8 protein-coding genes and 2 tRNA genes are annotated in these 5,713 nt (G+C 50.5%); 2 read left to right on the top strand and 8 right to left on the bottom strand.

Annotation, left to right across the window (positions count from 1 at the left end):
• Positions 1 to 63: 63 nt before the first annotated feature.
• The 5 genes from Q7V06_RS00240 to htpX all read right to left on the bottom strand — a co-directional run bounded on the left by Q7V06_RS00240 (position 64) and on the right by htpX (position 2,847).
• The gene (locus Q7V06_RS00240) at positions 64 to 303 is read right to left on the bottom strand and encodes a hypothetical protein (protein ID WP_304836343.1); all 240 of its coding nucleotides are present in this window, start codon (positions 301 to 303) and stop codon (positions 64 to 66) included.
• Positions 304 to 639: 336 nt separating this feature from the next.
• Positions 640 to 713: transfer RNA gene (locus tag Q7V06_RS00235), tRNA-Val, on the bottom strand.
• Between the two features lie 95 nt (positions 714 to 808).
• On the bottom strand, positions 809 to 1,750 hold the full coding sequence (locus tag Q7V06_RS00230; protein WP_304836341.1) for a cache domain-containing protein: 942 nt from the start codon (positions 1,748 to 1,750) through the stop codon (positions 809 to 811).
• 59 nt (positions 1,751 to 1,809) lie between these two features.
• Positions 1,810 to 1,880: transfer RNA gene (locus tag Q7V06_RS00225), tRNA-Gly, on the bottom strand.
• Between the two features lie 88 nt (positions 1,881 to 1,968).
• A complete protein-coding gene (gene htpX / locus Q7V06_RS00220; protein ID WP_304836339.1) occupies positions 1,969 to 2,847 on the bottom strand; it encodes a zinc metalloprotease HtpX in 879 nt (292 codons plus the stop codon).
• 102 nt (positions 2,848 to 2,949) lie between these two features.
• Here htpX and Q7V06_RS00215 point away from each other — a divergent pair, with 102 nt between their 5' ends.
• Together Q7V06_RS00215 and Q7V06_RS00210 are read left to right on the top strand one after the other, a co-directional pair.
• On the top strand, positions 2,950 to 3,723 hold the full coding sequence (locus Q7V06_RS00215; RefSeq protein WP_304836336.1) for a sulfide-dependent adenosine diphosphate thiazole synthase: 774 nt from the start codon (positions 2,950 to 2,952) through the stop codon (positions 3,721 to 3,723).
• A gap of 16 nt (positions 3,724 to 3,739) precedes the next feature.
• Complete coding sequence (locus Q7V06_RS00210) at positions 3,740 to 4,399, top strand: putative phosphothreonine lyase domain-containg protein (protein ID WP_304836334.1); 660 nt, start codon at positions 3,740 to 3,742, stop codon at positions 4,397 to 4,399.
• A gap of 47 nt (positions 4,400 to 4,446) precedes the next feature.
• On the opposite strand, the gene Q7V06_RS00205 is transcribed toward Q7V06_RS00210, so the two are convergent.
• From Q7V06_RS00205 to Q7V06_RS00195, 3 genes are all read right to left on the bottom strand, one after another.
• Complete coding sequence (locus tag Q7V06_RS00205) at positions 4,447 to 4,593, bottom strand: 50S ribosomal protein L40e (RefSeq protein WP_304836331.1); 147 nt, start codon at positions 4,591 to 4,593, stop codon at positions 4,447 to 4,449.
• Positions 4,594 to 4,641: 48 nt separating this feature from the next.
• Positions 4,642 to 5,196: an RdgB/HAM1 family non-canonical purine NTP pyrophosphatase gene (gene rdgB / locus Q7V06_RS00200; RefSeq protein ID WP_370650784.1), complete on the bottom strand. Its 555-nt coding sequence runs from the start codon at positions 5,194 to 5,196 to the stop codon at positions 4,642 to 4,644.
• Between the two features lie 8 nt (positions 5,197 to 5,204).
• Positions 5,205 to 5,713, bottom strand: a 509-nt coding sequence (locus Q7V06_RS00195) for a Kae1-associated kinase Bud32 (RefSeq protein ID WP_304836329.1), incomplete at its 5' end; no start/stop codon positions are given.

The following is a 5,713-nucleotide window of genomic DNA, read 5'->3' as shown; positions in this document are numbered from 1 at the left end:
CAGCCGGGATCCCCCCTCCTTATGATTGTCTCATTGTATAATGGCCAGCTGATACTTTTTGCCTTATACGACACACCCCGGCCCGGCCGTTCTGCAGGTACTCAGGATCTCCCTCAGCCGGGATCCCCCCTTCACCCCTTCAGGAAGATCACCCGGCCCGGCCGTTCTGCAGGTACTCAGGATCTCCACCCAGCCGGGATCCCCCCTCCTTATGATTGTCTTATTGTATAATGGCCAGCTGATACTTTTTGCCTTATACGACACACCCGGCCCGGCCGTTCTGCAGGTACTCAGGATCTCCACTCAGCCGGGATCCCCCTTCACCCCTGAAAAGTTGCTATCAGTTTAAGACCTATCACGTATGATAGAGTGTACGTATGTGTCCGGACATGTACGCACAGGAGAAAAGAAATGAAATCAAAGGCTAAAAACGAGAAATGCCCTCTTCCAGAGCGTATTAGAAAAAGGATCTCTCTCAGTATCGATCCTGAGAGTCACGCTTTCATCAAGAACTCAGGCTTTAACGCCTCCCGATTCTTCGATAGTGCGATAAATGCGCTTAGAATGAATACCGAATACAAAACGATCCTAATCGGAGCTCACACGACAGCCGAATCAGTAAACGAAGCTAAAATTGAGTGGACTCGTCGTGATTCGAACACGAGATCTTCGCCGTGTGAAGGCGACGTCATAACCAGCTAGACCACGAGTCCTATAAGTCCAGTATCTATACTCCACTCAGACGTATAACTCTTTTCAAAAACCGCTTCAAAAACCCGGTAGAACAAAAATGATTGAGGGCTCCGACTCACACCGTAAGCCGCGTGTACTCACCAGTGACCTCACTCAGGTACACCCCGGAACCTAGCCACCACTCATCATCAACCGGCATCACATACCCGATCTTTAACTCATCCCTGTTCCCCTCATCGGGATTTGGCCAGATGAAGACGACAAAACCCCCGCCATCTTCTGCCGTTTCAGCAAGGGCGGCAATCATCCGCATACCATACTGATCCTCGCGGTTGATCAGGTTTGATCCGATCTTTTCGGGGAGATAAGGATGGCCGATCAGGGTACCATCATAGAGGTACGCATACAGGTAATGACCATCTGAATCGACAAACTGCCCGTTGAGATCCGATAGCTCAGCAATAGCCGCCTCTTTACCCTGAGCTTGTGCATACGACACCCCACCACGAACGAGCTCGATCATCTCCTGGATAGCAGGAGGGTATGTTCCATCCGAATTTTCAAGGGCAACACCAGACCCGATCCACCAGCCATCTCCCGCAGGAAGGACGTATCCAAGCTTCGGTTTATAGGTCTCCACCGCTGCTTCGTCGATCACACCATCCACCGGTTCAGGATAGAGATACACGATATACCCCCCACCTGCTGCTGCAACATCCCGGGCAATCCGGATCACCGGCATACCCCGGCTGTCGGTCCAGCCCAAACGATCCAGCCCGACACTCTGGGGCTCATAGGGGTGGGCAAGCAGGTTACACTCAGTATCATAGGCATAAACGTACCAGCTACCAGAGGTGAACTCGCCATCCAAGCGTCCAAACTCAGCCAGCGCCGCATCCTTTCCAACATCTGCCGCATACACTGCTGCATCATGCAGGTATATGCCGAGGATCTCCTGAGAGGTCGGTCTGGTCGCAGGTTCTTCATCGGCAACACATCCTGAAGAGGCGAGAAGGAGTGCCAGAAGACAAAAAATACCAATGAGCCGGTTTTTCATGAGAGAATAGTCACCCAGAATAAAGAAAAATTCATCGTTTTATTATTCGATAAGAAAGATGCATCGACCGGGAATTGAACCCGGGCTATTGGCTTGGAAGGCCAAAGTCATACCACTAGACCATCGATGCGATGCGTCTTTTAGGTGGTCGTTGAAAAGATTTAAGGGTTGCGTATTGTTGATCCGGATCAACCAAAAGATGAGAGTGGGAAAAAGGATCAGTATCCCCTGATCTCCTCACTCACCTTCTCAAGAGCGGCGATCCGCTTCTCAAGGGGGGGATGAGTCGAGAAGAATTCCATCAGGGACTGACCGGAGAGTGCGGGGATGATGAAGAATGCGTTTGCCCCTTCAACCTCCTGCTTCTTCTGCCGTGGAACCGTCTCCATCCGGTTGCTGATCTTCATAAGTGCACGTTGAAGTGCTTTTGGATTATTCGTAATATATGCAGAACCCCGGTCAGCTGCAAACTCCCGGTACCGCGAGAGCGTCCTGATGAGGAGCGTTGCCGCAACCCAGACGAGAATCGCAACAATCCATGCAATGATCCAGGGGTTACCTTCCCTTCTGTCGAAGAGGGAGGCGAAGAGAGCATTCTGGATGATGAGAGATGCAACCATTGCAAGGAAACTCGCAATCGTCAGCGTCATCACATCACGGTTCTTGATATGGGCAAGCTCATGAGCAATAACCGCTTCAAGCTCATCCTTTTCAAGAATCCGCATGATCGAATCGGTCACCGCAACCACACCATGCTTTGGGCTTCTCCCTGTCGCAAACGCATTCGGAACCGGAGACTGCATAATCGCAATCCTCGGCTTCGGGATATCCGCTGTTGAACATAACCGCTCAACCATACGGTGGAGCTCAGGGTACTCATCTTCTGCCACCACACGAGCACCGGTACTCATCAGCACCAGTTTGTCAGAGAAGAAGTACTGACTAAATGCCATCAAAAAGGCAATACCGATGAGAAGCTGGAGCGAAAGACCCAGAACAGCCTGGAGTACCGTGAGGAAGACCAGATAGACGAGGAGCAGAAGTGCCCACGTGATGAAGATCCTCATCGTGAGGCCATAGTCGCGCTTCCATTTCATACCTTTATATCTGCGCCTTCGGACTCATAATACCTGCGAATCCGTAACATAAATCAAGAGAATATTAGTAAGATCAGCACCCTATATCGGATGAGGAACCAGATGCAACTCGATGAAGTGACGATCAGCAGAGCAATTCTTGAGACACACGCGAAATTATTCTCAGAATACCTCGAACTTGACATCGCAATCGTCGGCGGCGGACCCTCAGGCCTCGCCTGCGCCGCCCTCATTGCTGAAAAGGGGCTTAAAGTAGGGATCATCGAGAAGAAACTCTCAGTCGGCGGCGGTATGTGGGGCGGAGGCATGACATTTCCGAGGATTGTAGTGCAGGAAGAAGGGAAGCGATTACTTGATCATTTTCATATCAGGTATGAGGAGTACAAACCCGGCTACTATGTTGCATCTTCTGTAGAATCAGTCTCCAAACTGACGGCTGCTGCCTGTGACGCAGGTGCGGAATTCTTCAACCTCACCTCTGTTGAGGATGTCGTCATCAAAGGGGACGGGCGGGTGAGTGGGCTTGTCATCACCTCAACACCCGTTCAGATGACAGGGCTCCATGTCGATCCCCTCACACTCTCTGCAAAAGTAACCATCGATGCAACCGGCCATGACGCCGTTGTCGCCCATTGCGTCAAGAAAAAGGGAGGAGCCATCGAGATAAGGGGGGAGAGCTTCATGTGGGCAGATCGCGCAGAGGCAAACATCATCTCACATACAAAAGAGATCTTTCCGGGTCTCATCGCATGCGGCATGGCAGCAAATGCAGTTGCGGGAGAAGCAAGAATGGGGGCAGTATTTGGAGGAATGCTCCTCTCAGGTGAACATGCTGCAGATCTTGCCAAAACGATCCTGAGAGACCGGAGAGGATAGTATACAGGAGGGGAAGATGGATACTCCAGAACCAGATAACACCAATGCACTTGCCGGGATATCCTTCGGCATCTTTACCATCTATTTTGCTAAATCGATGGAGCAGCAGGAGAAACCCTTTTTTCAGCTTATTAACAGGGTTGACGAACTTAATGCAGCATGCCAGAGTACCTTTGAGCGTTTCAGAGATGAGTACCCTCCACTTGCAGAGGCAATCATCTCCGATGTTGGAGAGTGTGAAGAGATATGCAGACTCTACCAGAACGGGGAAGGGATCATCCCTACAAAAACAGAGAGAATGCACTGGATCATCCAGGATGCACCCGGAATCGATCCTGATGCGGTTAACTCAGAAGATGCAGGCAAGTGGCTTATATTTCTGCCACGCGAAACCACCGATGAAATATGGGTGAAGATTCGAGACGAGACATGGGCAGGAAACCTCGGCATCTCAGCCAAAGTCAGCACAGCCAAGGAGAACCCCTCATCACGTGATGACCGGCTCGTGATATATGTCTATACCGGCAACTGGAGAGATGAAGAAGAGGTGATGCGAATTCGTGAGGTGATACGCACCTGCGGTATCACGGATCGGATAGGGTACAAACGCAACCTTGAGACCTTCGCCGGAGAATACAGTTCATTTGGAAAGAGAGTTACGTATTATAACGCGTAACGAAATTGAACCATCCGGCCCGTTTTTTTATAGAAAAAGAAGGCAGATTAAGCCTTTCTTTCCTTGTTCTTCGTTCTGAGCTGTTTTGACCCGCACTTCCGGCACGTTGATGCACGGATAGCGTTTCGGGCATTGCATTTCATGCAGATTTTAACATTGAGAAGTCGTGCTTCAGCTTCTGGAAACCGTGCCATAGTAAACACCACGAAATATGCGTTCTTATTAGTGGACGTTTCGACGTCTTAATCATTGTTGTATTCTGATGGTTTTTTGGAGATGAACCAGTCACGAAACCCGGCAAGAGCTCTCCCCCTGTGTGAAACGACACTCTTCTCAGATAACGGTATTTCAGCAAGAGATCTTCCTTCGAATGAAAAGATTGGATCATATCCAAAACCTCCGGTTCCAACAGGCATCTCCAAAACCAGGCCATCAATCCTACCGGAGAAGACCCTGATCCCATCATCTGTCGCATATGCAATCACTGTCTGGAAGTACGCAGACCGATCTTTTACCCCTTCCATCAGTCTCAGAATACCGGCATTTCCAATCGTCTTCATACAATACGCAGCACAGGTGCCGGGAAAACCATTCAGCGCGTTAATAAAAAAACCGGTATCATCCACAATAACCGGACGGTGAAGACGCTCCCATGCCGCTCTAGCCTTCTCATATGCAACACATCGGACATCCTCATGACGGATCTCGGGAAGGTCCATACTGACATGCTCAATCCGGGCAACATCCGAGAAGAACGAGACGGCTTCATCCACTTTGTGACAGTTCCCCGTCACCATCGTAATGATCAGAGGTACCGCCCCCTGAGTTCGATCTCATGTTCACGCCTGAGCACCTCATCTGCAAGGGAGAATGTGGAGGAATACCCACGGATGAATGAATCCCGAAGCGTAACAGCCTCAGGTGAGGTACTCTCAAGGGTCTGGAAGAAGACATGGAGATCAACACCGCGGGCCTCGACCTCTGTTGTGATCTGTGCCAGCCCGAAATCAATCAATACACATCCGGCATCCCTCACAATGATATTACTTGTAGTGAGATCGCCATGCACGATACCTGCGGTATGCAGCATGCCAACGACTCTGCCAGCCTCTTCTGAAGACCTCTCATTCAAAGCATACTTCAGAACGGTACCATCGACCTTCTCCATCCGGATCTGATCTTTTGTCACATCCCGGATCACCGGGGTCGGTACACCCGCTCTCCGGGCCACTGAGATGATCCTGGCCTCTGCACGGGTACGGTCACGGATCAGTTCAGAATCAAGGAGTGGATGGCGATACCCCTTCTTCAGAC

The organism is Methanocalculus sp. (genome assembly GCF_030651615.1).
Classification (GTDB): Archaea; Halobacteriota; Methanomicrobia; order Methanomicrobiales; family Methanocorpusculaceae; genus Methanocalculus.
The sequence above is the reverse complement of the archived record's forward strand: the minus strand, read 5'-3'. Positions and strand labels throughout refer to the sequence as shown.

Excerpts from the sequence above, each read along its gene's own strand:
- Q7V06_RS00215 (WP_304836336.1), top strand. The coding sequence starts at position 2,950 with ATGCAACTCGATGAAGTGACGATCAGCAGAGCAATTCTTGAGACACAC.
- htpX (WP_304836339.1), bottom strand. The coding sequence starts at position 2,847 with ATGAAATGGAAGCGCGACTATGGCCTCACGATGAGGATCTTCATCACG.
- Q7V06_RS00210 (WP_304836334.1), top strand. The coding sequence starts at position 3,740 with ATGGATACTCCAGAACCAGATAACACCAATGCACTTGCCGGGATATCC.
- rdgB (WP_370650784.1), bottom strand. The coding sequence starts at position 5,196 with ATGGTGACGGGGAACTGTCACAAAGTGGATGAAGCCGTCTCGTTCTTC.
- Q7V06_RS00205 (WP_304836331.1), bottom strand. The coding sequence starts at position 4,593 with ATGGCACGGTTTCCAGAAGCTGAAGCACGACTTCTCAATGTTAAAATC.
- Q7V06_RS00230 (WP_304836341.1), bottom strand. The coding sequence starts at position 1,750 with ATGAAAAACCGGCTCATTGGTATTTTTTGTCTTCTGGCACTCCTTCTC.